The 26,647-nt window shown below is 35.3% G+C and carries 28 protein-coding genes; 26 read left to right on the top strand and 2 right to left on the bottom strand.

Features of this window, described 5'->3' with window-relative positions; genetic code table 11:
• Positions 1–65: 65 nt before the first annotated feature.
• The 10 genes from essC to H9632_RS03875 are packed head-to-tail and all read left to right on the top strand — an operon-like array spanning position 66 to position 13,662.
• Positions 66–4,538 carry a type VII secretion protein EssC gene (essC, locus tag H9632_RS03920; RefSeq protein WP_191702803.1) on the top strand — a complete coding sequence of 1,491 codons (4,473 nt, stop codon included), beginning with the start codon at positions 66–68 and terminating at the stop codon, positions 4,536–4,538.
• Positions 4,535–7,279, top strand: coding sequence for a type VII secretion protein EsaA (gene esaA / locus H9632_RS03915; protein ID WP_191702802.1), 2,745 nt, complete (start codon positions 4,535–4,537; stop codon positions 7,277–7,279). The genes essC and esaA overlap by 4 nt, the downstream gene beginning before the upstream one ends.
• Positions 7,269–7,790 carry a type VII secretion protein EssA gene (gene essA / locus H9632_RS03910; RefSeq protein WP_191702801.1) on the top strand — a complete coding sequence of 174 codons (522 nt, stop codon included), beginning with the start codon at positions 7,269–7,271 and terminating at the stop codon, positions 7,788–7,790. The genes esaA and essA overlap by 11 nt, the downstream gene beginning before the upstream one ends.
• Before the next feature lie 49 nt (positions 7,791–7,839).
• Entirely contained in the window at positions 7,840–8,142 is a 303-nt protein-coding gene (locus H9632_RS03905) for a YwqI/YxiC family protein (RefSeq protein WP_191702800.1), read from the top strand.
• Complete coding sequence (locus tag H9632_RS03900) at positions 8,142–9,713, top strand: ribonuclease YeeF family protein (RefSeq protein ID WP_191702799.1); 1,572 nt, start codon at positions 8,142–8,144, stop codon at positions 9,711–9,713. The genes H9632_RS03905 and H9632_RS03900 overlap by 1 nt, the downstream gene beginning before the upstream one ends.
• A gap of 19 nt (positions 9,714–9,732) precedes the next feature.
• Entirely contained in the window at positions 9,733–10,518 is a 786-nt protein-coding gene (locus H9632_RS03895; protein WP_191702798.1) for an ABC transporter ATPase, read from the top strand.
• Positions 10,519–10,531: 13 nt separating this feature from the next.
• Positions 10,532–10,981 (top strand): biotin carboxylase, encoded by a 450-nt coding sequence (locus tag H9632_RS03890; RefSeq protein WP_191702797.1) that lies wholly within the window; start codon positions 10,532–10,534, stop codon positions 10,979–10,981.
• Positions 10,978–11,427, top strand: coding sequence for a DUF5085 family protein (locus H9632_RS03885; RefSeq protein WP_191702796.1), 450 nt, complete (start codon positions 10,978–10,980; stop codon positions 11,425–11,427). The genes H9632_RS03890 and H9632_RS03885 overlap by 4 nt, the downstream gene beginning before the upstream one ends.
• 48 nt (positions 11,428–11,475) lie before the next feature.
• The gene (locus H9632_RS03880) at positions 11,476–13,167 is read left to right on the top strand and encodes a T7SS effector LXG polymorphic toxin (protein WP_191702795.1); all 1,692 of its coding nucleotides are present in this window, start codon (positions 11,476–11,478) and stop codon (positions 13,165–13,167) included.
• Between the two features lie 21 nt (positions 13,168–13,188).
• On the top strand, positions 13,189–13,662 hold the full coding sequence (locus tag H9632_RS03875; RefSeq protein ID WP_008405100.1) for an SMI1/KNR4 family protein: 474 nt from the start codon (positions 13,189–13,191) through the stop codon (positions 13,660–13,662).
• A 268-nt stretch (positions 13,663–13,930) separates the two neighbouring features.
• Here the strand turns inward: H9632_RS03875 and tnpC are convergent, their stop codons facing one another.
• Both tnpC and tnpB read right to left on the bottom strand, forming a co-directional pair.
• Positions 13,931–15,493, bottom strand: coding sequence for an IS66 family transposase (tnpC, locus tag H9632_RS03870; RefSeq protein WP_318247666.1), 1,563 nt, complete (start codon positions 15,491–15,493; stop codon positions 13,931–13,933).
• Positions 15,494–15,546: 53 nt separating this feature from the next.
• Positions 15,547–15,900, bottom strand: coding sequence for an IS66 family insertion sequence element accessory protein TnpB (gene tnpB, locus H9632_RS03865; protein ID WP_191702794.1), 354 nt, complete (start codon positions 15,898–15,900; stop codon positions 15,547–15,549).
• Positions 15,901–16,338: 438 nt separating this feature from the next.
• Here tnpB and H9632_RS03860 point away from each other — a divergent pair, with 438 nt between their 5' ends.
• The 16 genes from H9632_RS03860 (at position 16,339) to H9632_RS03785 (ending at position 26,624) form a co-directional block, all read left to right on the top strand.
• Positions 16,339–17,565, top strand: a complete 1,227-nt coding sequence (locus H9632_RS03860; RefSeq protein WP_191702793.1) for an IS110 family RNA-guided transposase — start codon at positions 16,339–16,341, stop codon at positions 17,563–17,565.
• 363 nt (positions 17,566–17,928) lie between these two features.
• The gene (locus H9632_RS03855) at positions 17,929–18,345 is read left to right on the top strand and encodes an immunity 70 family protein (protein ID WP_191702792.1); all 417 of its coding nucleotides are present in this window, start codon (positions 17,929–17,931) and stop codon (positions 18,343–18,345) included.
• Positions 18,346–18,393: 48 nt separating this feature from the next.
• Positions 18,394–18,807 carry a hypothetical protein gene (locus H9632_RS03850; protein ID WP_191702791.1) on the top strand — a complete coding sequence of 138 codons (414 nt, stop codon included), beginning with the start codon at positions 18,394–18,396 and terminating at the stop codon, positions 18,805–18,807.
• Positions 18,808–19,163: 356 nt separating this feature from the next.
• Complete coding sequence (locus H9632_RS03845; protein ID WP_191702929.1) at positions 19,164–19,853, top strand: hypothetical protein; 690 nt, start codon at positions 19,164–19,166, stop codon at positions 19,851–19,853.
• 11 nt (positions 19,854–19,864) lie between these two features.
• Entirely contained in the window at positions 19,865–20,278 is a 414-nt protein-coding gene (locus H9632_RS03840; protein ID WP_191702790.1) for a hypothetical protein, read from the top strand.
• A gap of 79 nt (positions 20,279–20,357) precedes the next feature.
• The gene (locus H9632_RS03835) at positions 20,358–20,912 is read left to right on the top strand and encodes a T6SS immunity protein Tdi1 domain-containing protein (protein ID WP_191702789.1); all 555 of its coding nucleotides are present in this window, start codon (positions 20,358–20,360) and stop codon (positions 20,910–20,912) included.
• A 60-nt stretch (positions 20,913–20,972) separates the two neighbouring features.
• Positions 20,973–21,374, top strand: a complete 402-nt coding sequence (locus H9632_RS03830) for a TolB-like 6-bladed beta-propeller domain-containing protein (RefSeq protein WP_191702788.1) — start codon at positions 20,973–20,975, stop codon at positions 21,372–21,374.
• 24 nt (positions 21,375–21,398) lie between these two features.
• A complete protein-coding gene (locus tag H9632_RS03825; protein WP_191702928.1) occupies positions 21,399–21,587 on the top strand; it encodes a hypothetical protein in 189 nt (62 codons plus the stop codon).
• A 102-nt stretch (positions 21,588–21,689) separates the two neighbouring features.
• A complete protein-coding gene (locus H9632_RS03820) occupies positions 21,690–21,884 on the top strand; it encodes a hypothetical protein (protein ID WP_191702787.1) in 195 nt (64 codons plus the stop codon).
• Positions 21,885–21,904: 20 nt separating this feature from the next.
• Positions 21,905–22,411 carry a DNA polymerase III gene (locus tag H9632_RS03815; RefSeq protein WP_191702786.1) on the top strand — a complete coding sequence of 169 codons (507 nt, stop codon included), beginning with the start codon at positions 21,905–21,907 and terminating at the stop codon, positions 22,409–22,411.
• 509 nt (positions 22,412–22,920) lie between these two features.
• On the top strand, positions 22,921–23,346 hold the full coding sequence (locus H9632_RS03810; protein WP_191702785.1) for an SMI1/KNR4 family protein: 426 nt from the start codon (positions 22,921–22,923) through the stop codon (positions 23,344–23,346).
• A 176-nt stretch (positions 23,347–23,522) separates the two neighbouring features.
• Complete coding sequence (locus H9632_RS03805; RefSeq protein WP_191702784.1) at positions 23,523–23,876, top strand: hypothetical protein; 354 nt, start codon at positions 23,523–23,525, stop codon at positions 23,874–23,876.
• A 295-nt stretch (positions 23,877–24,171) separates the two neighbouring features.
• Positions 24,172–24,504, top strand: a complete 333-nt coding sequence (locus H9632_RS03800; RefSeq protein ID WP_191702783.1) for a tRNA-Val4 — start codon at positions 24,172–24,174, stop codon at positions 24,502–24,504.
• A 313-nt stretch (positions 24,505–24,817) separates the two neighbouring features.
• Positions 24,818–25,294 (top strand): DUF2247 family protein, encoded by a 477-nt coding sequence (locus H9632_RS03795; protein ID WP_191702782.1) that lies wholly within the window; start codon positions 24,818–24,820, stop codon positions 25,292–25,294.
• A 93-nt stretch (positions 25,295–25,387) separates the two neighbouring features.
• Entirely contained in the window at positions 25,388–25,930 is a 543-nt protein-coding gene (locus H9632_RS03790; protein ID WP_191702781.1) for a T6SS immunity protein Tdi1 domain-containing protein, read from the top strand.
• A 265-nt stretch (positions 25,931–26,195) separates the two neighbouring features.
• Positions 26,196–26,624 (top strand): SMI1/KNR4 family protein, encoded by a 429-nt coding sequence (locus tag H9632_RS03785; protein WP_191702780.1) that lies wholly within the window; start codon positions 26,196–26,198, stop codon positions 26,622–26,624.
• Positions 26,625–26,647 lie beyond the last annotated feature (23 nt).

Raw genomic sequence — 26,647 nt, 5'->3', positions numbered from 1 at the left:
TTAATTTTAAATAAAGTTATTCCAACACTATTTAGTAGTAAAAGTCCCTATTAGAAGGTGATTTAATGAGTATGCTTTTGTTTTTTTATGATAACTATTACCAAGCGATACAACTGGATCAGATGAAAAGTAAAACCGTTACAGTTGGTCCCGATTCATCGCATACAGTGACGATTCAAAACTTACCATTTACAAATGGTTCACTACTGATTACCGAAGATTCCTTTGGCTTTACAGTAAAACAGCATGAAAAACTGCTTGGGAAAGTAAATCCGAAGCAATTTTTTGAATGGCAAGATGAAAAAAGCAATAAAAAACTGAAAATCATTCTATTTCTAGCCGTAACAAACAGCAATACCTATTTCATTGGAAATAGACAGGAAATTCTGTTTTCAACTAAGTTTGAAGAAGCAGATATCTTCTGGGAAGAAAATTACGAAAATACGCAGACGTTCTCACTAATAAGAGTAGAGAAAAAATGGCTCCTCGAAATATCGAATGAGAATCACCTATATATAAATGGTCAAAGAAAGTTTGCAAGTAAGGAAATACAAATTGGGGACATTATATTCACACCCTTTTTGATTATTCGACTTTTGGAAGAGGACGTACTCGAAATTAGCAGTTTTGAAAACTTCGATGCAACTCTTTCCAATATTATCGAACCTGCTTCAGAGATGAAAAAAAAGTATCCAATTTATAGAAGGACTCCAAGGATGGTATATGAGCTTCCGAATGAAAAAGTAACACTTTCTTTTCCTTCGCAAGAAAATGATCCTTCAGGTAGAGGGTTGTGGATAATAATTTTACCGCCGCTTGTAATGTTGATTGTTATGGGAATTGTAGCCGTTATTCAACCTCGAGGAATTTTTATTCTAATTACGATGGTTATGTTCGTTATGACATTAATTACATCATCGGTGCAATATTTTAAAGATCGCAGCAACGAAAAAAGAAAAAAAGAAAAGCGAATCCGTGTGTACACAGCTTATCTTGAGAACAAACGCCATGAACTACAGGAGCTGGCAGATAAACAGAAGTTCACAATGGAATTTCACTTTCCTACATTTGAACGGATGAAGTATTTAACAAATCAGATATCCGATCGAATTTGGGAACGATCTGTAGAAAGTGAGGATTTTCTACAGTTTCGTTTAGGAACTGGTACTGTTCCGTCGAGCTTTTCTATTTCGTTAAATTCAAATGATATGGCCAATCGCGAAATGGATAATTTAATCGAGCAGTCTCAGAAACTTGAAAAAGTATATAAAGAAATCGCTGACATGCCAGTTATCGCAAATTTAGCGAAAGGACCGATTGGATTAATTGGTAAAGATCGAGTAGTAAAAAAGGAAATACAACAGCTAATTGGTCAACTCGCCTTTTTTCATAGTTATCATGATCTCCGTTTTATTTTTATTTTTGATGAAGAAGATTATGCTCAGTTTGAATGGATGAAGTGGTTGCCGCATTTTAATATACCTAATATGTATGCAAGAGGACTCATTTATAACGAAAAAACGAGGGATCAGTTGCTTTCCTCCATTTACGAAATGGTTCGTGATCGGGATCTGAAAGAAGAAAAAGAGCAAATGCAATTTACTCCACATTTGGTGTTTATTGTTACAAATCAACAGCTCATCTCAGATCACGTTATTTTAGAGTACTTGGAAGGTGACCATACTCATTTAAATATTTCTGTCATAACTGCAACTGATGCAAAGGAAAGCTTATCTGACAATATATACACGCTCGTCCGGTACTTAAATGATACGGAGGGTGATATTTTAATTCAGAACAAAAAAGCGGTAAATATACCGTTTACATTAGATAGTCACCAAAAGGAAAACAATGAACGCTTTTCACGGATGTTACGTACCTTAAATCATCAAACGGGTATGACAAACTCCATACCAGATAATGTAACATTCCTTGAAATGATGAGTGTAAGAGAAGTAGAAGAATTAAATATCGCACATAAATGGATGGAGAATAAATCTTCCCAATCTTTAGCTGTACCAATTGGGCTTAAAGGCAAAGATGATCTTGTGTACCTGAATCTGCATGAAAAAGCTCATGGACCCCATGGTTTACTTGCTGGTACTACGGGTTCAGGGAAAAGTGAATTTTTACAATCGTACATTTTATCATTATCCGTTCATTTCCACCCGCATGAAGTAGCATTTTTACTGATTGACTATAAAGGCGGGGGAATGGCACAACCGTTTAAAAAATTACCGCATCTTTTAGGGACGATAACAAATATAGAGGGAAGCGTAAACTTTACAAATCGTGCGCTTGCTTCCATTCGAAGTGAATTAAAACGCCGTCAGCTTCTGTTTGACCGATATAATGTAACGCATATTAACGATTACACAGATTTATACAAACAACAACTCGCAGAAGAGCCGCTACCTCATTTATTTTTAATCTCGGATGAGTTTGCGGAATTAAAAAATGAAGAACCTGACTTTATTCGCGAACTAGTTAGTGCAGCCCGTATCGGAAGAAGCTTAGGGGTTCACCTTATTTTAGCTACCCAAAAGCCAGGTGGCGTTATCGATGATCAAATCTGGAGTAATGCTCGCTTTAAAATAGCCTTAAAAGTTCAGGATGCGACGGACAGTAAAGAAATACTGAAAAATACGGATGCTGCATCAATCACTGTTACAGGTAGAGGTTATTTACAAGTTGGAAATAATGAAGTGTATGATTTGTTCCAGTCGGCCTGGAGTGGAGCACCTTATCTTTCAGAACATTCAGGTGGTGAAGACGAAATAGCCATTGTAACCGATTTGGGGCTCATTCCTTTATCGAATATAGCAGCAAAGGAAAATAAGCAGAAGTCGATATCCGAAATTGAAGCGGTTGTTTCGAAAATTGAAGAAACACAAAATATATTAGGCGTTAAAAAGCTTAGAAGTCCATGGTTATCACCTCTTGAAGATAGAATTTATAATAATTCCTACACTTCGGAGGAGCGAAATCAAATTGCGATCGCTTTAGTCGATGAACCGGAAAAACAAAAACAAACGCCTTATTACTATCAAGTAATGGAAGATGGAAATATAGGTATATTCGGTTCAAGCGGTTATGGTAAATCTACGACAGTGCTTACGTTACTATTAAATATTGCACAGAACTATAGTCCAGAAGAAGTGCATTATTATTTAATGGACTTTGGGAATGGATCATTGCTTCCATTAAAACAACTTCCTCATACTGCGGATTTCTTCTTAATGGAAGAAAAGCGGAAAATGGAAAAGTTTATGAGAATGATCCGGGAAGAGATTATCCGGAGAAAACAGCTATTGCAACAGTTGGAAGTTGGTAACATTAAATTATATAACAGTGTTGCAGAGAAAAAGCTTCCGTTAATTTTTGTTGCTGTAGAAAATTTTGACTTTATAAAAGATGAAATGCCCGATTTCGAAACAAATTTCAATCAATTTGTAAGGGATGGACAATCATTAGGTATTTATATGATTTTTACTGCGACTCGTATTTCAGCAATTCGCCAAGCAGTAATGAACAATTTAAAAACGAAAATAGTTCATTACTTAATGGACCACAGTGAGGCGTATTCAGTGCTGGGTAAAACAAATCTAGCTCCTGAAACAATTCCTGGAAGAGCCATCATAAAGAAGGATGAAGTACATTTCTCTCAAATGTTCCTGCCGGCTAATGGGACAAATGATTTTGAAATGCTTGAAGCAGTAAAAGAAACCGTTAAATCATTAAAGGCCAAGTACCACGAGTATGCTGCCCCACAGCCTATTCCAATGCTTCCTAATGACTTAACATTAACGAAGTTTTCTGAGTATGTCCGGCTGGAAGGGCAACCACAAATTCTACCAATTGGACTGGACGAAGAATTTGTTCAACCTGTCGCAATTAATCTATTAACAAATAAACACTGCTTAATAATCGGACAAGCACAAAAAGGAAAAACAAATGTATTAAAGCTACTAATAACGACCGCTATACAAAAGGGATTAGGACACATTGCTGTATATGATTCTTTCGACAGAGGCTTGGCTACGTTAACAGAGAATGAGGTAGTGACACAACTAGAAGGAAAGGATCAAGTTGAGCAATGGTTGACCGCAATTGAAGAAGAGCTCGCTGCACGCGAAATGACCTACACTAATACAAATTTCAGTGATCGATCAGAACTCAATTTTGAGCCAATATTATTTGTAATAGATGACTTTGCACGATTCAACGCAGCTATGGATACTAGATTACAAGAACATATTGTAAAACTGATGAAGAATGCTAGTTATTTAGGATTTAACGTTATCGTTACAGGCAATGCGTCAGATATTTTGAAGGGCTATGATTCGCTGTCGGCTGAGGTTAAACAAATTAGACAAGCAGTCTTATTAATGAAGAAGTCCGATCAAACATTGTTCACACTTCCTTACGATCGTAAAGAAGAGGAGATCCAGGCAGGGTTTGGTTATTATGTTTTAAATAACAAAGAAATTAAAATACAACTCCCACTATGTGATGTTGAAAGGAAGATATACTCATGACGTCTCAAAAGAGGTTAATGTTAAAAATTGCAATCGTCATGATTTTGATTATCGGAGCCCCGATTATTTATTTCTTTGCAATAGGTGAAAATCCGTTTTTTGATGAATCAAATGGAACGAAAAATATCGCTGTTGTAAATGAAGATACAGGTGCAGAAAAGGAAGAAAATGCACTGGAATTCGGAAAAGAGGTAGCAACAGTTCTCACGACAGACTCTGACTTTAACTGGTCTGTTGTGAGTCGTAGCGCTGCTGAAAAAGGGTTGGCTGGTCAAGATTACGATGCAATCGTCTATATTCCATCAAATTTTTCAAAAAATATTATGACATATGAGGAACAACAACCAGTTAAGGCTGAATTTAAATATACAGTTGGCGGTCAATTAAATGCAGCAAATCGTGAGAAAGTATTACGTGAAATTGATAAAGCGACTGCACGTGTCAACGGGAAAATCGCTACTCTTTACTGGAGTTATGTATCTCAAGATTTAGAGAAGGTCCGTAATGAGTTTGATACGATTCTTCAAAAGGAAATAGAATTTTTAAATACAATATCGGAATTTTACCGTCCAAATTTAGCGAGCGTAGTAGGGGATATTGAAAGTCAAAAACAAATGCTAGAAAATCTAGCTTCAACTGTAAGTGGGACTCCGATCGATGGAAGTATTCAGGAAGCTGGAGAATTTGAAGTGCTATTATCCCAATTTGTATCGTATGTAAATGACTACAAAGAATATCATACGACCCAACAACAGCTATTACAGCCACTACAGCAGGAAAGTTTGCTTTCAGTAGTCTTTATGAAAAACGATCAGGAACCTCGATATAATGAAACGAAAAATTATTTGATTGATCACAACGATAGCATTAATGAAAACGTCCAAATGCTTGAAGATCAACTGGCAAAAAATAAGGAGAGTGTAAACAACTTAACTAGCCAGGTCGTTAAACAGAGAGAGGAAATTATCGACCTTTTAAATCAAGTGGAAGGCGAATTACTTGTTCAATATGAAAATCAATTAATTACGTTAAAAGATCAGCTAAATACTAGTTCACCTAGTCAAGTACAACCAATACAGGCTAAAAAAAGTGGAGATGAAAAAAACAATACGCGCCAATTTATCGCATCCTCTAAAATTGCAGCATTAGATTCTGAAAGAGATAAATTAATAAGCTTAATTCAAAATATTAATTCAGTGAAAGAAGAAGTAGTCATTGCTTCGGCAAATACAACTGAAACAAATGATGAAAATTCTAATAAAGAAGTTCTAGCTGTAAATGATCAACTTTCACAGCTGTCTTCTCAAATAGCTGTAATTGAATCAAATATTAATCAAATTCAACAGCAAGAAAGACAACTGCAAGAGGAGTTAATCGAGTCTCAAGAATCTCAGGAAGACGCCAAAGGAGATGAGCTGAAGCCTGAAATAAATGAATTCACAATTGTAGAAGAAGTAAAGCGAAAAGAATCTGAAATTATGAATTCACCATTGATGAATGGGGCGAAAAAGGAAAGGCTAAAAAGTGTTTTCTCTAAAACTATTGATAGAAACAATACAGCAATGCTCATGGAATATTACGGGGCATTAGCACAATACGAAACCATTTTAAAGACAAACTTAAGTGTAAATAACCTTTTAGTTATGAACAATGAAGGTTCAAGCATTCTAAATGAATTACAACAAGGGGTTCCGGATTCCCAGGAACAGTTAGTAAGTTTAGAGGAAGGTGTTAAATCTTTCTTTACAGAGTATACGGCCAAAGTTGACTCTGACTATGAGGCAATTTCATCACAAATTCAGGCTGTTGAGACAAGTGCTAACAATATGCAGAAAAGCTTGGATTCATTTATATCGGGTTCCACGGTATTTTCAGTACCACCTGCAGACGGCAATGCATTAGTTTCAAATCAACATAGTATTATTCAAAACTTAACAGCAATGAGTAACTCAATGAACAGTATTATGACTAATCAAGATAATATTATGCTCGTTACGAATGATTTGTATGCCAAAGCATCTAATGTAAACGCAGATACAAATGAACTAAATAATAAATGGAATGATAACGTAAGCACAACAGAAAAATACCGAAATGATATTCATAACGTATTAAATAATGCGTTTGTGGATGGACAAAGAAATGGGCATATATATGATCATTTATCAACACCGCTTACATCTACTAGCTTAAATGCAACGGTAGAAGAGAATAAAGTACCGCCAGTCATCGTACTTGTCATTGTATTAATTAGTAGTTTATTAATCGGCTACTTCTGCTACTATTTCAACAATAACAAACCGGGCGTACGTATCGCGTTATTCTCTTTATTAAACTTAATCGTCGGGTTGATTATAAGTATTTACGGCATGGAAATTTATTCTCTAAATGAAACAGGAACAATCGAGTGGACGATTTTCACTATTTTATTATTAGCTGCTGTATCGACAATTATTTTTGCAAGCTTCTCAATTGGACCTTTAATCGGTTGGTTTGTAAGTGTGGCAGTGATCGCGTTTTTCGTAACACCAATGTTAACATTGTTAGCTTCGAATCTAGATTATGAAGATCCGATGTCAAAAGTTTATTTATCGATTCAATACGGTCCGGAATCATTAATTATCCCTGCAAGTATTGTTTTATTGGTGATTATTGGAGTGTTTGCATTAATACCGTATATCGCAGGGAAAATCAAAAACCGTTCCAATGAACAAGATGAGGAACCTATGTATGAAATGTAAGATAGTAGTTGGTTTCTTTAGTTTATTTCTAATTTGGGGAGCTGGATTCATATTTGAAACCAGCTTCCCGTTGGATTTAAAAGTTGGAATGACTGGCTATGCATCTACCGACCTGTATAAATTGAATCCAAACGAATATAAAGAAAAAGAGTTTAAACATAATAAGGAATACCTTCATAATGAGGCTTTACTAGAGATTCGCAAAAATATTCGAGAAGAGCAGAAAAAACTGGATTTCCTGCCAAAGGATAATAACTCCAATGAAAAAATAAAGGAAGAACTCTTTATTAATAACTTTGAAAACCGTAAAACAATTGCTTATGAATCAACAAAATATCAATTATTCTCAAGCGAATTAAATGCTGCTAAAGAACAAGTTTCAAATGCAACGCCCATTAACCAAAGTAAAAGTAAAAATTTACGAATTATTTATATTGGTATATTAATAGTAAGTATTTTAGTTGTGCTAATTTGGCTTGTACCTAAAATGGTGCAAAGTGAGAAAAAATAAGAAATGGTAGGAGTAATGTCTAGATTCCATTAGAAAGGAGAGAGTACATTTGTCAAATGAAGTGAAAATCGTCTATGCGGATGTAGAAGAACAGCTATCTGTGATTGAAAATGCAGCTTCATCACTTAAGCCTACTGCAGAACTTCCGATTGAAGGAAATACATTAGATGTAGTAACAAAGTTAAACGAGCTCTCTATACAATTAGAGCAAATCTTAACAAGTTACCAAGCGGTGCTGCAAAATAATATTCAGACTACAAGAAATTCTGTTCAATATATGAAGGAGCAGGATCAACGTATTTCGACGAATATTAATGGCACCGTTTCTGGTCCGAGGAGGCTAATAGATTAATGAAAATACTAGATTCGAGTAATTTCCACAGTGGTATTTCACGAAATCTAACTATGCTAACAAGACTTGAGACAGAAATGAAAACAGTTGAAACATCCATTCAAGAGCTTATTCAGCTTGAGGAATCATTAAAGGGGCAAGGCGGCAGTGCAATACGAGCATATTATCAGGACTGTCATGTGCCCTTTTTGCAATTTTTCTATTTAGTTAAAGGTAATTTCCAGGATATTCTTACGCAAATGCAGTCAGCACTTGATAGCCTAGAACCTGATCGTAATGGATATATTCAACAATCATTCCTTGAAAATAATGTGGAGCAAGGTTTGAACAATGCAAAACAAATTACAGAAAGCCTAACAAATGAAACAAATACAATAATAGGTAGCGTTTCAGATATTGTACCGCTTCCGCAATTAAATGATTCCGAAGTTCATAATGAAATCCAAATGGCAAAAAAGCATCGCGATACAACAGTAGAAGATCTAAATACATTTGACAGCAGCCAAACCTCAGCTCTGACAGCTGTTGAGAGTGACTTTTTAGCAATGAATACATGGATAAAAGATTTGGAAACGATGATAGCGGAAGGTTTAACAGATGTGAATTTCCCTAAAGAGCTTTGGGCACAGTATGCTTCAACGACAGCGCTTCTCACGGGGTTAACGAGTAGAACCAATCCAGTAGATGGAGTAACAGAAGGGGCACCGGGAGAAAAGACCGGTAATGTCTCATCAGCTGATGAAACAATTATGGGATATAAGGAAGACACAGGTAATTTTAGGAGATTTAATACGGCTTTAAATGGAGCAGTTGAAAGCTTTGGAATGTTTATGGCGGGTAAAAAGGGTGGTTTGAAAATCGAGTTAGTACGTGATACACGTACTGGTGGACCTGCTTACCGTTTACGTGCTAGTAAAGAGGCACTTCACTATTTGAGGGTTACTCCAGATGCAAGAGCGTTAAGAGAGCTAAATTATAAACTACCAAAAGGGGACAAACCATGGAAGCCGCAACACCATCAGCAGCAAGCTAATAACAGTGCAATTTTAAAATTCGGCACACAAAAAAAGGGGCAATCGGGCTGGTCAAAAGTGGGAGAAGCCGCATTAAAGGACCACTCTTCCCTTAAGTACTGGAATGATAAAGCAAGTATAACTGAAAAGGCAAAAACTGTAGGGAAGGCAGCAGCGGCGGGTGCTGGAAAATCATTTAAAGATATTGTAGATGTGAAAGGTATCTTTACGAATGGATTTGCAAAAGGAGTTACAAAAGGATTGGCGCCCATCACGGCCGGATTCAACTATTATGCTAACTATCATAATGCGAAAGATGCCGGGTTATCAGGCGGAGACCTGCATAAGAGTGCCATAAGAGATACAGCGATAGATACAGCAGTCGGCGGTGCGGTTCAGGCTGCCAGTGTTGCATTTTTCACTGCAGCTGTTCCTATTCCCGGTGTTGGGACTGCAATTGGTGTTACAGCTGGTATATTTATCAATGGTTTGTTAAATAAAAAAGATAAAGAAACAGGGGAATCGGCCATGGATAAAATAAAGGGCTGGTTCCGTTAAAAATAGGAGGCTTCACCTCATGTTAAAAAAACTATCAGAAGAAGATTTCGCTGTATTAAGAGGACCGCTGGAATCTGGTAGACAAAGCCCAAATTCATTAGCTACTGTGTTTATATTAGGTATGTTCATACAGGCATTGGTATTTTATCTTACTTATTATGTTGCTGGTAAGTACACAATCTATCCAAATTTCGAAAGTATTCAAACAATCCATATGTGGTTGACAGCAATTTTGATTTTATTATCCGTTGTTTTTGCGATACCATCTGTTTTTAAAAGAGCGGAGAAGGTACAGTACTTCTTATCTATTATAGTCACTCAAAATTTCACCGTTTTTTTCTACCTATCTGCGCTTTTTTATCTAGGAGAAAGTAATGATGCAACAGTTGGATCTCTAGTAAACTTAACATGGATTACACTTACAATCGGTGTATTATTATTTCTCGCAACATTTATTCGATTTTATATACTCCTTCAGAAAGGTTATTATCGCAAAGGATCTAAGAGTGATGAAATGCGCGGAAAATTTGAAACGAAATCTTATATCCCTATTGCTATAATCGGCAGTATTAGTCTTGTTTTTATTATCCAATACGTAATGAAAATGGGATCTTCTGATTTCTTTGATACAGTAATGTTTGTTTTTTTACCATTTGGTCTTTTTTACACATTGATTTTTGTCTTGCCCGAACAGCTCGTTATTCTTTATTGTAAAATTCGTTTTAAAAGCTTTAATTTTGATATAAGTGGCTATCTGTACACGGAAAGAGTAGCTAAAAATAATAGAAAAGTTAAACATAATTAGGAGGCTGGATTTAATGGATATTCGCAGCTTACATTTCGATCATTTAATTACATTTCAAGTAAGAGATAAAAAAGAAAATTGGCTAGAAGGGATTAAGATTTTAGAAGATTTCCCATTAAATCATGAAGTGTATCAAAATGGTCCTATATTTTTTTCCTATGAAGAAGAAAAAGATAATGAAGGCCTGTTCACATATTATTTACCGATAAATGATGCCGTGGAATTTGAAGAAGGTATTACAGATTTTGAATATATCCACCAATTTAGTATAAAAAAAGCGCTATTAATGCGACAGGCACAGGAAGAGGCAGATTTTAGTACAGCTATCCAGAAGATCAAAAGTTATGCAGCAACTGAGAATATCTCAGTAGAGAATTCATTCATTTGCGTACTATTGAATGTTTACGGAGAATATTTAATTGATTTATACGTCCCGTTAAAAGAATGGAGCGAAGTGAAATGATTGTAGAAAATCACCAAATTTCTTACCGGAATGTAGCTTCTAAATATTATAACTTCGTGCCAGAAGAAATTGATCTGGCTTTTGCGAATTTTGATCAAATTCTCTCAAACAATGGTTTTCATATTCAAGACACGATGTTCTTTTCTATTATTAGTGACCCTACTGCTCCTGTAATGACAGCTGAAATATTCCGTTCTATAGAGGAAAGCAATGTTTCGGATATGAAAGCTGCTGAAGATGTCAATTTTAGAAGCTATTTTTCAGTAAATCGTATGCTTATGACAAGGATTACGAACGAATTTGATGCGCAGTCTCAGGAGAAGTACTGGGAGCTAGTGGAACACTTACAAAAAAATAATTTTAGTCAAAGTAGCCCAATCTTTGTGGAGTACAAACGCAGCCATTCCGGTACAGTATATGCGGAAATGAGTGTAGGAGTAAGGTAATTAATGGTTGGTCAATTTAGATGGAACTATTAAAAAGATGGTGATAAATTGAAGGTATTGGATGTAAATGAGTTTCAGCAAGGACTTGAAAGAACTGTTAATCAGTTAACCCGCCTGGAAAGTGAAATGAAACAAATTGAAAGTGCTGTTCAAGGTCTCACACAATTAGAAGAATCGCTAAAAGGTCAAGGTGGAGAAGCATTACGTGCATATTACGAGAGTTGCCATTTGCCATTCCTCACATTTTTCAATACCTTTAAAATTAGCTTTACTATTGTTCTTCAAGAGATGAAAACAGCCCTTTCATCGCTTGAACCGGATTCATCAGGCTTTATTCGCCAAGCAGCATTGGAAGGCGAAATTGAGCAAGGCCTCAATCGTGCCAAACAAGTGACAGAAGAGCTAACAGACGAAGCCAATAATATAATGGACCAAGTGTCAGATATCGTGAGCTTGCCAAAACTGGATGATAGTGAAGTCCATCTGGGTGTACATGACGCGAAACGACATCGGGACGAAACCGTTGAAAAACTCATTGAATTTGACGTATCCCAAACAGATGCATTAACGACAATTCAAACAGACCTGATGCATATGAAAACATGGATTACCAACATAGAAACGATGATGACAGAAGGGGTAACAGATGTTAACTTCCCGGCAGAACAATGGCAGTCATTCGCTAGCCAGAATCCGTTAATGATTGCACTGGCCTATCGTACGCAATCGTTGGATCAAGTGATTAATATGAATCCACTATTTAATCCTGGAGGAATCGGAGGAGCGAATCCGTATACCCTCCCTGGTCTTTATCAAAATGGTCAGCAGCCTTTAGGTACTTTCGGTCTCAGCGGTGCAATGGTTTCAACGAATTTTGTATCATTTATGAAGCAACAAGAAAAAGAAATCGTAAAAGAGCTTTCCACTACAGCCACAACAGTAGATAATGTGAAAGAAGATGGGAATGGTTTTCTTAATTTCCTAGGAGATGTCGGAAGTGGTGCTACAAAAGTCGGAAAAGGTTTGTTGGATTTCTTAATATTGGACGATGTGAACACGCTCGCTGATAAAAATGCTTCAGGTCTTGATAAAGGTATTGCGTTAGCATCCTTCATCCCGATAGGAAAAGTTTTGAAAATCCCGAAAGCGATTGATAAAATTGTAGATAGTAACGTGGGTGAGGTTGTTAAGAAGAGTAATGTTGATGAGGTTGTTGGTAAGGGCGCGGATAAAGGTAAGGGAGTTAGTGAAACTAATTTAAGAAATATCGATGATTTTATAAATGGTAACAAGAAATTTGATGAAATCATTGAAGACTATGCAAAAGTATATAAAGAACATGTTGATTTAAATAAACCTTGGTCTTGGGATGATACCATTCCGGGTGGGGATAGCTTGTCTTCTGCTCAAAAAAGAAAGATAAAAGAAATGGCTATAGCAAAAGCACATATTCCTGAAATAAAGATTACAAAAGCAGATGGTATGAGGTATGGATTTGCCGATTTTGCAAGTGCAGGTGTTGTAGAAGAGACTGTTCAGCTACCAGATAGATTTTGGAAGCTATCGGATAAAGAACAGTTTAAGTGGTTAGATGAACAAATAGGTGGTACAAGAAAAGGGATGACGTGGCATCATACGGAGGTTCCTGGTAAAATGGAGCTAGTCCCCTTTGGTATTCATAATATTACACCTCATAATGGTGGAAGGACTAAAGGTATGTGGGCCGACGCTCCAAGATAATAATATTGAGGAGGTATAGAAATGGAATTTAAGGATGGATCAATAATTTATCCCTTGCCGGACGATACTTTACTTTCTGAAAAGGAAGGTAAGTGGAGAATAAATTTACCAGAAACGTATAAAGAATTTATAAAAAAATATAATGGTGGTACTCCTATAAAGGATAGTTTTAAGTGTAATAGCCATGTTTATGCGATTGATAGGTTTTTATGTATTTTAAAAGTAACCGGGGAAAGAGATGATGAGTATTACGATATAGGAGTAGTTAGAACTCAACTAGACGAAAGAATTGTTTTTGATGAAAATTTAGTAGGTACTGAACTGCTACCAATAGCTGTTTTATTTGCAGGTGACTTTGTTTGTTTAGACTATCGTAACAATGTTGAAGAGCCTGTTGTATGCGTTTGGAATCATGAAGAGTCTTCAGATTTAAATCCTATAACATATATTGTAAGTAATAGCTTTGAAGAATTTCTAAATATGTTAACAGAATAGATACTTTTTGGTAGATTCTAACTCTTGATAGAATGCCAGTAAGTTAGTCACACTTATTTAATTAACCTCAAGCACTTGATTGTCTACTATAGACAACAAGTGCTTTTTATTTTTTTGTGAGAAATTTTTGTATTGAACAATTTAAAAAGATTCTATGAAATTCATAGCTCATGAAGGTAGTACGTAAGCCCGAAATATAAAAAATAGCGCACCTTTACGGTACGCACGACGAATGGCCAACTATCCGGAGTTTTTTTCGGATAGTTGGCTATTTTGCACATGTGGCTTGAATATTTTCTGACCAAGGCATGTAGTTATGTAAAATCTCAGGTTGTTGATGAAACGGTAAATTCGGTAATTCCATCATTAGCTTCACCAGATACTGATAAAAATCGATTCCGTTTGCTTTGGCCGTTTCAGCCAAGCTTAAACAGATGGCATTCGCATTGGCACCTGCTTCGCTCACAGAGAAAAGCCAGTTTTTACGCCCAATCACATTTGGGCGAATTGCATTTTCAGCGGGATTATTATCAATTGCGATGTGCCCGTTATCAAGAAAGACTTTTAACTCCTCAGCTCGGCTCAATGTATAGTCCGCTGATTTCGCAAGCGCATTTTTACCAAAGAAAGGAGAACGGTCAATCCAATCGAAAAATTCAGCTACGATGGGCTTTGCTTCTTGTTGACGAACTCGCACACGTTCTTCCGGTGAAGATTGTTTGATTTTACGCTCGATGTGAAATAAACGATCGCAGTATTCAACACCTTTTCGTCCGTTTTTACTATCGGCTTTCAGCCAATAACGTCGTACGTGTGCCCAACAGTTAGCGAATTGAACATTAAGTAATTGACCATAAGCCGAATAGCCGTCACAAATCACAATACCTTTGAATCCCGAAATTAAATTTTCTAATATAGCTCGCCCTCGTGAGAGTGCGCTCTTAAATAAAACGATAATAGGACCTTCACTTTGTACACTACGACATACCCAGTTATAGGCGTTCGATTGAGCGGATTTCCCATCTGAACGTTTGAGTATTTGTGCATACGTTTCATCCACATGCAGCACAGATTTCGTCGTCAATAGTTGCTTCATCAAATCATAAAGCGGTTGAAGCCAATCTTCTGCTACACGTATTACCCAATTGGATAAATTCTTATCGTTTGTATGTAGACCATGTCGCTCCCATTCATTTACCTGACGGTAAAGAGGCAAGTACTGAATAAACTTATCATAGATAAGCTTTGCTAAAACAGTGGGTCCTGCAATGCTTCTTTGGATAGCGCCTTGTGGTGCTTTACCACGTTTAATTTGTGCTTTTTGTAGGGCTTCTTTTTTACACGCTTTGCACTCATAAGCATGTTCAAAATGTTGTACACGTTTCAATGTCGCTGGTATAAATTTGGCTTCTTCACGTACCATTGTTGAACTGAATTCTACCATTTCTCCGAGACAACAATCACAAGCTAAATTAGTTGGATGATGATGAATTTCCTCAATTTCAATATCCTCACGAAACGAATCATTTCGTTTTTTATTTTTCTTTTTACGAGTAACAGTATAACTAACCGTTTCCGTGCTTTGTTCTTCTGTCTGCTCAGGTTCGCTAAAAGACGGATCGTCTTCAAATAAAGAGCCTTGTCCGTCTGGTGCTTGATATTTGGATTTCTCTGATTTAGAACCGTATAAAGCTTTTGTTAAATGGCGAATTTGTTCAGTTAATGCTTCAATTTGTTTGGTTAAACTTTTATTTTGTTCTTTTGTATAGGCTAGTTGTTCTTCCAATAATTGAATCACTTTTTCATTTGAAGCGTTTCCCAAATCATTCACCACATTTCGTTCAATTTAAGTTATAAATGATTATACCACTTGAAATAGGGCTATTAAAAGACACCTTTTGCAGATTTTGCAATCGCCTTTGGCTGTTGCAGGGATAAGCCTTCTAATAACCACCTAAGCTCTTGTTGCGAAAGATTGCGCACCTCATTTTCATTTTTTGGCCATTGTAACTTTCCATTATCTAACCGTTTATAAAGCATAGCGAAACCATCTCCATCGAAGTACAAACATTTATAGCGGTCCTTGCTCCATCCAGAAAACAGAAAGATAGAATCACTATACGGATCCAATTCGAAAGAATCTTGAATGAGCGTTGCTAGACCGTCAATACCTTTACGCATATCTGTCTTGCCGCATATGATGTAGATATTTTGCACGCTCGTAAAATCCTGTTTCATCGACTGTTCAGCTCCTTCATTATGGTATGGATAATGCGCTCATCTACGCCATTGAAGAAGGAAATTTCAGCCGCAGCGGTTTTAATTACACAACTTGGCTCAGCAGTGTATTGGCTAGAATGGAACGAAGAAGTTTCAATTGGAAGAGGGTCGAGTTTGACGGGAACAATGGTTAATTTGTTTGTTGGCATAAGAAACATACTAACATTAGTAGTACAAACCAAGGCCATGGTTTGTGCTACTATTTTTTATAGTAGAAGTGAAGAAAGGTCGAGAGGTGCCAGGGACCATTTCAGAGTCCGTATAAAAAACAGGCCCACTTCACACCCTTATTAGAATCAGTTTAGTATGTTGGGTCCAAAGAGATCGTGTATAAGAAAATGGAATCGATAAGGTCATGTGAAGACTTCTAGGATTGGCTAAAAAGGAGAAAATACAATGAAACATGTCATTGCTTTAGATATAAGTAAAGGAAAAAGCAACCTTGTGATTTATGATGGCTATCGCCAATGCGAGTTCGAAGGTGAATTGAATCATACACGTGCTGATTTTGAACGGTTACATGAGCAGATGGAAGAAATCGCACGTCAAGATGGAGTAGCGCCAGAAATCGTCTTTGAAGCAACAGGCGTCTATTCTAAGCCCGTTGAAAAGTTTTTTATTGATTATGGCTATACATATTGCCGGATGAATCCGCTTGAAGCGAACTTACAAATGGCTACAATGCGCCGTAATAAAACGGATGTCAGTGATGCCCATGAGCTGGCCAAAACACATTTTAAAAGCGAACGCGAGTCAACTTATGTACAGGATGATTATTATGAACAAATGCGTGCGTTAACGCGTTATTACGATGAAATTGATGAGGAGGTTATTACACTAAAAAGTCGAATGCACGCCCTTTTACATCTGAGTTTTCCAGAATTAGAGAAACTCATAACACCAAGTTCAGCGCTATTCTTAAATATTGTCCAATTGTTTCCACATCCAGCTCTTCTATTAGCACATTCGAAAACGGTGATTAAAAATCGTTTGAAGGCTAATACACGTAAAAAGCTATCATTGGCACGTGCAGAGGCAAAAGCAGAAGTATTATTGGAGGCTGCTCAAAATAGTTATCCAGCCATGAAAGATAATGATATTCGATGTGATCAAATTCGAGATTACGCAGCTCGTATTATGGATTTAGTTGAAAAAAAGGAAGCTATTATTAAACAAATGGTCGGTATGTCAGCTGAAAGAAATGAATATCGCATATTCCGTTCGATTCCAGGTATTGGGGATACGACCGCCTGCCGATTAATTGGTGAATTAGGCGATATTCGACGCTTTGAAAATGCCAAACAGCTCAATGCGTACGCCGGTATTGATATCATGCGCTATCAGTCAGGCAATACACAATATCGTGATCGAATCAACAAACGAGGTAATAAAAAATTACGAAAGATTTTATTTTTTATGATTTGTACGATGATTACGCTTCGGAAAAAGACCGATAACCATCTCATCGATTATTATGATAAATTAAAAACGCAACCTCAGAGGAAACCTCACAAGGTCGCGATTGTGGCGTGTATCAATAAGTTTCTGAAAATGACGTTTCAGCTACTGAAACACGATATCCTCTACGATTATGAGTCCGCATTACCAGCTCAGAAATCGTAATACATCTAATTAAACTATATCACAACGACCTTTCGAAAAAAATAAAAATCGGGAGGTCTTTATGGCGTGCGCAATTTTTGGGTAAGGGAGGGGGTACCCCCTCCCTTACCCAAAAATCTATTCAACACCTAAAATATTTTCTAAAAAGCTATTGACTGGAGGTAAGAATGGCACCTCCTTTGAATGATAACTTTATCGTACCGGCGGTGCCAGGTTATTTATATGCGTTATTTGATTACGGGCTTACTGTCTTTCAAGGTTTTTATATTTTTTTTACACAATATTTGAATCAAAAATTCATAATGGTTATCATACTAACTAAGTAGATAAAAGATTTAAAACAAATTGATTGAGGTGAGAAGAATGGCTGTGGGATTTAAAGTGAAATATTACTGGTATCAAATCGGGCATGGTGATTTCTTACACTCTTTTTTCTCTACAATAAGTTATCATTTAGAACAAAATGGATGGGGAACTGAATATCCTTTCTTATTAAATGAACTCTATAATGGGAAACTTGAGAATAAGAATATTGATAGCGCTATAAATGAATTAGAAGAAATTAAAAAGAAATTACAGGATTTTAGCCCATCACAAGTAATATGGGACATTGATAACTTATCTAAAAGTCCGCCTTGGGGTGATAACATTAGTAAGGATATAACAAACTTATCTAATTATTTTATAACAAGTGAGGGTGAGGACTTAATAGATATGTTAATGAAAGCATTAGAGAAGGGACAAAAAACTAATTCCGATGTTTATATAGAAAGCATATAAATATCGTCCATTAGGTTTTTAATTCAAATTTATGTGGAGGTACCAAATATGTACAAGGAATTAGATAATCTTTTATCTGCAGATACAACGGTAGATTCTTGGTATGATGACGGTTGTACTATAGCAGGCGAGATACTTTTAGAATTTAGTTTAAGTGATTGGGATGAATTATCCAATCAAGTACTTAGTAAATCAATAGAATGGCAGAGAAAAATAGCATATTGTTTGGATAATCAGTGTAATGAGCATGAACTTAATATTTTAATGTCCTTGCTGAATACTGATGATGAAGAATTATTTGCGACTTGTATAGATACATTAAGGAGTTATACAAGCCAAGAAAGTAAAAGAATGATATTAGGTAGCCCTGAAATTCTGCAACGTATAAATGACCTATTACCAGGTGCCAGTGCACCAGTAAGGAAAATCCTTCAAGACTTTCTGTCTAAAGTTCATTCATAATATTGTTTTGTACTTTGATAAAGTAGTTATGATTTAGACCTTGACTGGCAATATGCCTCTCAAGGCTTTTTTTTATTTAAAGAAGTTTGTGGTTAAAAAATAATCTGAAATTTGAATTCGTCGTCAAAAAAGGTCCTAAAAAGGTCAAGAAAAAGATAGAAAAGTCTACACCAAGGCCCAAAGATATAAAATAACCTATCCAAAATAAAATAGTGAAGAAGACGCAATGCCCTGGCCTACTGTACGCAACCGCTGGATATGAATCCCCTATTTAATCCAGGAGGCATCGGAGGAGCGAATCCGTACACCTTACAAAACAGACAACAGCCTTTAATTACTTTCGGTCTGAGCGTGGGATGGTATCAACGAATTTTGTATCATTTATGAAGAAACAAGAAAAAGAAGTCACAAAAGAGCTTTCTTGCCCAGCCCCAACCGTGGATGATGTGAAAGAAGAGGAAAATGGTTTTATTGGTTTCCTTGAAGGTGAGGGAAATGGCGCTAAGAAAATCGGAAAAGGTTTGTTGGATTTCTTACTATTGGACGATGTGAACACGCTGGCTGATCAAAATGCTTCGGGTCTTGATAAAGGTATTGCGTTAGCATCCTTCATCCCAATAGGGAAAGTTTTGAAAATCCCGAAAGCAATTGATAAGATTGTAGATAGTAACGTGGACGAGGTTGTTAAGAAGAGTGATGTAGATGAGGTAGTTGGTAAAGGTAATGCTCTTGTGGATACAAGTAATTTTGTGAAAAATGGGAAAATTCCAGTTGATGATTTGAAGTCAATAATACCAAACGACATACCTAATACATTTAAACCGAGTGAAACTATAACTGAAGGATATAAATATAATTTTGAAATAGACGGGCAAAAGATAGAAGTAAAATGGCATTCACCAGATTTAAATGCAAAACAACTGTACCCTGATAGTAATTCAGGGAATATGTGGACTGCCCAAATAAAAATAGGGAAAAAACTTCTAGGACAGGATGGTAACCTTTATAAAAAGCCGAATAATTTAACACATATTCCAATTGAGTAGGAGAATTAAGAATGGATTTTTCTAAATTTGATGAGTTACCCGATTATTTATCTGAGGAAATACTAAAAATGTATTTTGAACAGGTTATTGATTATTACGAAAATAATGGGGATATAAGTAAGATTGATTTGTCTGAAGCTATATATCAATTAGCAGAAAGACAATGGCATACCTATAAATATTTGGATGAAAAAATTAAAGATAAGGTAGATTCGATAGTTCAAGAAATATTAGACCCAAATTCTTATGAGTTAATGGATAATGTAACGTCAATAATTGCATATCTTGGACTCTCAAATAGTTTTCAAACATTAAAGGAAATAGATAGTACAAGTCTAAGTATTAATGTTAAGGAAGTAATAGAGGAAACAATAAATGAATTAGATGGAAACATTGGTAATCCTTATTCAGGGTTAGAGGAGTAAGTATGATTAAAACCTTTAGTTATTGGAGCTAGCCCTGTCTATTTAATTGCTATGCTGCCATATCAGAGGAGGGTGTAATTTGAGCTTATTTAAAGATTTTAAAAAAGTAAGTGAAGTTGAGGAATATACAATTAATAAATATAAGAATATGCTCCCAGAAGCTTTAATTGAAGTATGGAAATTATATGGGTATGGTACAATTATGAATGGATACTTAAAAATAATTAACCCTGATGAATTTAGCTCTTTAGTAAATGAGTCTTATTTAAGAAGTAAAGGGACAGTACCTATTTTCAGTACATCCATGGGTGATCTAATACTTTTTGAAAAGGATGAAAATCAAGAATCCTATATTGTAACAATAAACTACCGAAAAGGTAAAACAAAAGTTGTAGCTTCAAAATACTCCTTGTTTCTAAGATTTTTAGAGGAAGAGGCTTTTAGACAGAAGGCTTTAGATTGGCTTCCTTATCCAGAAGCAATAGAAAAATATAATGAACCAGAGTATGATGACTGCTTTGGCTATACACCTTTGCTAGGTTTAGGTGGAGCAGAAAAAGTAGAGAATCTAAAAAAAGTCAAATTGAAGGAACATATTCGTATTATTACTGAATTTATGGGTCCAGTGCAGTAATGTACAGGAAATATGGTTAGAGTTAACTATGAGCACTTGATTGTCTATATTAGGCGACGAGTGCTTTTTTATGTTTTCAATATTCATACCGATGTTAACTTCCCGGCAGAACAATGGCAGTCATTCGCTAGTCAGAATCCGTTAATGATTGCACTGGCCTATCGTACGCAATCGTTGGATCAAGTGATTAATATGAATCCACTATTTAATCCTGGAGGAATCGGTGGAGCGAATCCATACACACTCCCAGGTCTTTATCAAAATGGTCAGCAGCCTTTAGGTACTTTCGGGCTCAGCGGTGCGGTGGTGTCAACAAATTTCTTTTCATTTATGAAGCAACAAAATAAAAAAGTCGCAAAAGAGCTTTCCGCTACAGCCACAACAGTAGATGATGTGAAAGAAGAGGAGAATGGTTTTCTTAATTTCCTAGGAGATGTCGGAAGTGGCGCTACCAAAATCTGAAAAGGTTTATTGGATTTCTTAATATTGGACGATGTGAACACGCTCGCTGATAAAAATGCTTCGGGTCTTGATAAAGGTATTGCGTTAGCATCCTTCATCCCAATAGGAAAAGTTTTGAAAATCCCGAAAGCGATTGATAAAATTGTAGATAGTAACGTGGGTGAGGTTGTTAAGAAGAGTGATATTGATGAGGTTGTTGGTAATGAAGGGTGATGCTCCATTTCCTACCAAACCAGGTGGTGGTAGCAATTCTAAAGACTTTGTTAACCCACATTCTGAAAAACATATGTTTGAGCCAAGTTAAGGCAAGAAACAATGAGTAATCCTGATAAAGCTTATTCAAACTGGCCAAATCCTAACAATCCAAATCCAAACAAAATAACTAAGTATTATAAAGAATTTGACGGAAATATCAGTACACCTGATACACCGACAGGGAGTCATCGGGTATTTGAAAATCTTGTTGATCCAACCAGAAGCTCATATTTCCCATATGTTCCAAGAAAATAACTATTAAGTAGGTGAAATACTTGAGTAATATGTTGTATCATGCATATTTACCTGAAAATCATGAACATCATGTTTCGCTGGAAGAAGTCATGAATGGTGGCATTAAATATTCTACTAAGTCTAATAATAGATATAGTAATGGTGGTAGAGTAAAATTTGAGATAACAGAACTATTAAAACCCTCTAATGCTCCTGCCTGGCTTAACTTTAAAGAAGCAATAGGTGTTGATATAACCAATCGTTTTTCCAAATCTTTTGGCTTTCCTATATTTACGGATAAAATCTTAGTATTTGATGGTGATATTTCCCTTTCAATCTATGACCAAGCATTCTATGAGGATTTGAAAGACTTTGATGAGGAAGCTTTAAATTTTGATACTGGAGAAACTATTGAATATTGGCTAAAACTATATTGGAAAAGTATGATGACACTTGAAGACTATTTAATAAAGAGGTCTTATCCAAAGCCAGAAGTTTTAATTTTTGAATCTGTTCCCAAAGAAATTAATCAAATATGTGAAGAATAGACTTGTAAACCTTAATTGGCCTTAGCCTTTCAAGGTTTCTTTTTTGTGGGTCTGCCCAGTAAAGTGGAAAGTCACCGTCAAATTCAAGCATGGTAAAGATTGATGATAGGATACAGGTAGATTCTGATATACATTTATTACATCGCGAAATTTAAGAGTCAAAATTTGAGGGTATATTCCTGAGCTCGACCCTTGATTGGCTAATGCTTTTCAAGGTTTCTTTTTTGTAGGGCTACCCAGTGACGAATAAAACATTCTTTATTCAGATAGTAGAGGTATTCCTGGCTTGTAACACCTATGACTACTTCTGAGTGTACCAAAAAAAAGAACCTGGTGGAATGGTTGAAATTGCGGAGTTAACTCACGATAAATACGATTCGACGTTACAAGGTTTTGTTGAAAATGGGTGAAGTTTTAGAAATAATCCAGAACTTGAAAAAATGTATAATAACTTTAGAAGTAACTATTGAAAAATGCGTGCTAGTTCATAATAGGAGTGAGTTTAATTTATGGATGAAAGAATTATTAAGATGATTGATAATTATGGTGAAGAAGATGATTTTTTTGGAGAAGTATCAGAAGAATATATTAATAATGCTGAAGAAAAACTTAGAGTTAAATTTCCTGGAAGTTATCACAATTTTATAAAAAAATATGGTTCGGGAGGAATATGTGGAGTTGAGCTTGAAGGCGTTCAGGGTAATTTAGGGGCATCTGTAGTTGATGCAACCGAGAGATGGAGAAAATTAGGGTTGGGTATGAACTTAATTGTTTTAGAGGATTCGGGAGAATTTGCTAGATGTATGTATTGTGCAGATATATATGATGATAGAGTATTTAGTTGGGAAAGGGGGGGGATAGATTTACACCCTAGATATAATACATTTGATGATTATGTATTAGACATATTCCAAGAAGGAATTGATAATTGGTAAAAAACAATGAAGTTAATTCAGTGGATACTTATAAATCAATTAACGGACCGGTAAAACTCGTATAGAAGTAATAGAAGCTGAACATTTGTTCGTGAATCCGCTTGATGTAAACCTAAATGTTGTGGTAGAAAAAGCCCGGAATCTCATATTCCATATAAAAAGTGAGGTGGAGTAACTTGAATGCACAGAAAATACTAAATGAAATTGAAGAACTGCATTATTGGGATGCAAGAGTACTGCAAATGGAGTCCAGTTTTTTTGGAGATGAACTTAGAATTGTATTTGAAGATACAGATTTTAATGTAACCTTACTTTTTATTGGATGTTCGAGATTCTCATTTATAACAAGTGTTGAAGATAGATTGAAACCCTTAAAAGAGTTAACAAAAACTCAAATTCCTTATTTTATTCAGGAAGTTGAGATTTCAGATATACAGATTGATGGAGAAGATATATTAAAATGTAATATTTTTATGCCGCCTTTAAATGTAGAAGTTGTTTGTAATACTATACTAATTGAAAAAGAATAATAAAAGAACCTTTACGGATAAAATCCTAATATTTGTTGGTGATATTTCCCTTTTGATCTATGACCAAGCATTCTATAAGGATTTTAAAGACTTTGATGAGGAAGCCTTAAATTTTGATACTGGAGAAACTATTGAATATTGAATTAAACTATACTGGAAAAGTATGATGACATTAGAGGAAATAAAGGTGTTACTTCCACGGGCATTAAAATAGAAATGTATTTGAATAAAGATGGTTCAATAGCTACGGCATATCCACTGTATAAAAAATAACAGAAGGTGATAACTAAGGTATATGAGATATGTATATGAATTTAAAGAAGATCCATTTGGTGATTTACGAATAGTTTTACCAGAAGAAATAAGCCTTTTCTCGGATTTTATTGAAAATATTGCATCGGAAGAACAAATAGATGAGTATATAAAATATATAAAGAATGTTTTAGAAGGTGTATATGAAGACTTTGAAATAGAATTAAATGCTACAAGCATATTTATAAAAAAAGATATTAGTATCGTGGAAAATAATTTTCGGGTTGAAGAACCTTATAAAAATACAATAGAAACGGAGCAACTTATAGAGCTGTTACTAGTATGGAAAGAAAAGATCCAATTACTAGCTGATTAAAGAACAATAATAAAACATACCTTGAATGGTTTTACGCCTTTCAAGGTTTTTTACTTTTGTTTAACTGAGTAAGACTAAAAGAAATACAGTTGCAATCATTCGCTAGCCAACATCCATTAACGATTGCACTTGCCAATCGTACACATTCTCTGCTCTTTACCAAAATGATCAGCAGCCTTTAGGTACTTTTGGTCTCAACGGCGCAATGGTATCAACATAGATTAAACGGTAATGTGAGCCACAGGAGGTTCATAGAAAATGGAGAAATAACTGGTAAGCCAATCAAATTACAAAAAAGTAGGTTGTGAGAAATATGAACTTAACAGATTTTAAAAATAGAAATATTAAATATGATTGGAAAACTATTTTTGTAGGAATCAATGAAAATTACTTCAGTAAAAAGGCTATTTCTGACTATGCGGTAGAGTCGATGGAAAATGGTGATGAAAATGAGTTTGCATGGGGAATACCTATTGAAGATTTAAACAAAGTAATGTTGGAGATAAAGGACATTTATTTCCCACAATTAGACGAAAATAGCGCATTTTTAATAGCTGAGAATAGAAAACTTCGATTTGTTTGTTTATCTAAAATAAAAGAAGAGTGTAAAGAAGATAATGAATTATTAAATAAAATAGCCGAGTTTTATGAAAATCATCATTACCCAGAAGATATGTTGGGTTTCATAAATTATATGCCTCAAGAAGTCCCAACTACAATAGCAGATATGGTAAAAAGGTTTGAAGAATTTTTAAAATTAGAGAAAGATATAGTTAACTCATATTCTTGAAATTTAAATATGGGAAAATTCCCATTTTCAAGGTGCACTTAAAGCATTTGTTTGTTTCCATGGAGTAAAAATTCATTAGTTTGAGGAGTTTAAATGGAAAAATATTTAATAGATTTTAAATCGTATAAAAAAGTTCCGAGTGAAATGATTGTAAAATATACTAAACTGGTACCAAATGAAATTATAGATTTATGGAGTAATTATGGATTTGGTACATTTATGCAAGGGTATTTTAAAAGTGTAAATCCAGAGGAATTTAAAGAGATTTTGGGGGAGAGTAGTCAAAGATACAAGGATTCATTTGTGTTATTTGCTACAGGTATGGGTGATCTGGTTATTTGGTCAGATGGATATGTTAGATTACTTAATTACAGGTATGGTGTGGTAAAGACAATTATGTTTACATTTGAATTTTTCTTTCAAAATATTAATGACTTGGAATTTAAAGATGAAGATTTGTCTTGGCAACCTTATCCCGAAGCCCTTAAACAATATGGTGAGTTGGATTATGATGAGTGCTTCGGCTATACACCTCTATTAGGTTTAGGTGGAGCAGAAAAAGTAGAGAATCTAAAAAAAGTAAAACTGAAGGAACATATTCTTAATATTACTGAATTTATGGGACCAATTAAGTAATATTCAGGAGTAGAATTAACCACAAGCACTTGATTTACTTTATGAAGCGACAATTGCTTTTATCTATAGTGGTTATTAGTGCTATGAAAAAAACCTTCAATTAGCTAATGAGCAATTAATGCTAAAAGAGCTCCACTACATCCTTATAAAGGAAAGTTAAATCCATTTTATCCAATGGATGAGACAACTAGAGGGGCATTTCAAAAAGTAGATTCTATTAATTATTGGAAAATATGAGGAGAAGAAGCTTTAGGAGGAAAATAATATGAGTATTTTGCCCGAGAGACTAGATGAAATTCTAGGAGAAGAAATATATAAACGTGAAGATAGCAATCTGGTACAGGAGGCTTTAATAAGGCTAGGTGTAGACGCATCAGATACTTTCCAAGAATTTTATATACAATATGCAGGACCTTTTTGGGAAGAACATGTACCCTTTGAATTACTAGATATAGCAGATGAAGAAAATAATATTGAATCATACACACTAATTTCTCGAAAAGAACATGGTTTTCCGCAGCAATATCTTGTTTTAAGTGGAATGTCAGCAAATGCTGTATTAGTGGTGGATACTGTAACAGATAAAGTTTATATAGTTAACTTTGAGGGTGGCGATGAACTGCTTTTAAAAGGAGAGTTAAAAGAAGCTTGGTCATCGTTTTTTGATTTCTTAAAGGCATATTTTAATTGTTAATTATTGTTCAATAATGGTTTTAC

It is taken from the genome of Solibacillus merdavium (genome assembly GCF_014836935.1).
Lineage (GTDB): Bacteria > Bacillota > Bacilli > Bacillales_A > Planococcaceae > Solibacillus > Solibacillus ferritrahens.
Note: the sequence above shows the minus strand (reverse complement) of the source record. Positions and strands in the feature narration are given on the sequence as shown.